The sequence below is a fragment of the Accumulibacter sp. genome, assembly GCF_031732815.1.
Taxonomy (GTDB): Bacteria; Pseudomonadota; Gammaproteobacteria; order Burkholderiales; family Rhodocyclaceae; genus Accumulibacter.
Genome location: NZ_JAVMKF010000121.1, coordinates 3837 through 5204 on the forward strand (window position 1 = coordinate 3837; position 1368 = coordinate 5204).

The 1368-nt window shown below is 64.5% G+C and carries 1 protein-coding gene; it reads right to left on the bottom strand.

Features of this window, described 5'->3' with window-relative positions; genetic code table 11:
* A partial coding sequence (locus RKP46_RS08800) for a TonB-dependent receptor plug domain-containing protein (protein ID WP_311106299.1) occupies window positions 1–1274 on the bottom strand: 1274 nt, incomplete at its 3' end.
* Window positions 1275–1368: the final 94 nt, after the last annotated feature.

A 1368-nucleotide genomic window follows, 5' to 3' on the forward strand; every position in this document is an offset into this window, starting at 1 on the left:
GGATAGTTTTCGCCGGCGATCGACTTGGACACGGTTCCGGTCGTCCGGTTGTAGCGCGTCGCGTCGCGCAGTTCCTCGACCTCCTGACGCATCAGGTCGACGCCATAGGTCAGCAGGTGCGTGATGCCGGTGCCGCCGAGCAGTGACTCGAACTGGAAGTTGAGGCCCGACGTCGTCTGGTCGAAGTAGAAATCCTGGTAGATGTCGCACTGGTTCGCACCGGCGATCGTTGCCGAGCAGGTCGCGCTGGTATTGCTGCGGCGCTGGTAGTTCTTGTTGTGCGTCTTCGAATCCTGATAGTAGGCCTTGGCAACCATGCGGTCGTAGAAGGCGCCGCCCGGCTTGTTCTCGTACTCGACGCTGTAGCGCGTACGCTTCACGTTGTCGTCACCGGTCATCGTCGAGATGCGGGGCAGCGAACCCGAGAGCCTCAGCACATCCGTCTGCACGTCCTGTTCGCGTGATTCGATCATCGTCGTGATGCGATGGCCGGCCGACGGTTTGAGCACGAGCTTGGCGATCATGCCGCGATCGGTCGTGTCGGCCGGGTTCGGCTTGCTGCGGGAAGGGCTGGCGCTGCCGTTCTTCCCCATGTTGTCGGTTTCGTGACCGTGAGCCTCGCCGTAGCCGATCATCAGTTCAGCCACATCGCCACGCAGTGCGCCGATGGCGCTGCCCGAAAACTGGTCGTTCGCGCCGAAATACCCGCCGCGGAAACGCACGCCGTACGGCTTGTCGCCGGGGGCGATGTCGGAAGGATCGAGTGTCACGAAGCCGACGACGCCGCCGATAGCATCCGACCCGTAGAGGCTCGACGCCGGGCCGCGCACGATTTCAACCTGTTTCAGGAAGTCCGTGAAAACCGACGGAGCCGCGTTCATCGTGAAATTGGTCGGGCCGCCACCGTTGTAGTAGTCGGGCAGGCGCACGCCGTCGACCATGGTCACGACGCGGTTGTCGTCGATGCCGCGGATGTTGATGCGCGTCGCGCCGAAGCGGCGCAGATCGCGACTCATGGCGACATCCGGTTCGTCGCGGAAGAGATCGGCATCGTCGGCCGGCAGGCGGCGATCCATCTCCTCGCGGGTGACGGCGGTGACAGTGACCGGCAGGTCGTCGATCGCGGCCGCGCTACGCGTGGCGGTGACAACGGTGTCGCGCAACTGCTGGTCGGCCTGCGCGTGCAGGGAGGCGGTGGCGAGCGCCGCGGCGAGCGCGGCGGTCAGGGGATTGAGAGTGAAAACCCGGCGCGAGCCGGCGAGTCCGACAGACATGCAAACCTCCAGTGAGCTATTTTTCTGTTAGCTGGCTGGCGCATGGCTGGCTGGCGACGTGGAACGGAAGAGCGGAGCGGCCGGGGAATGTCCT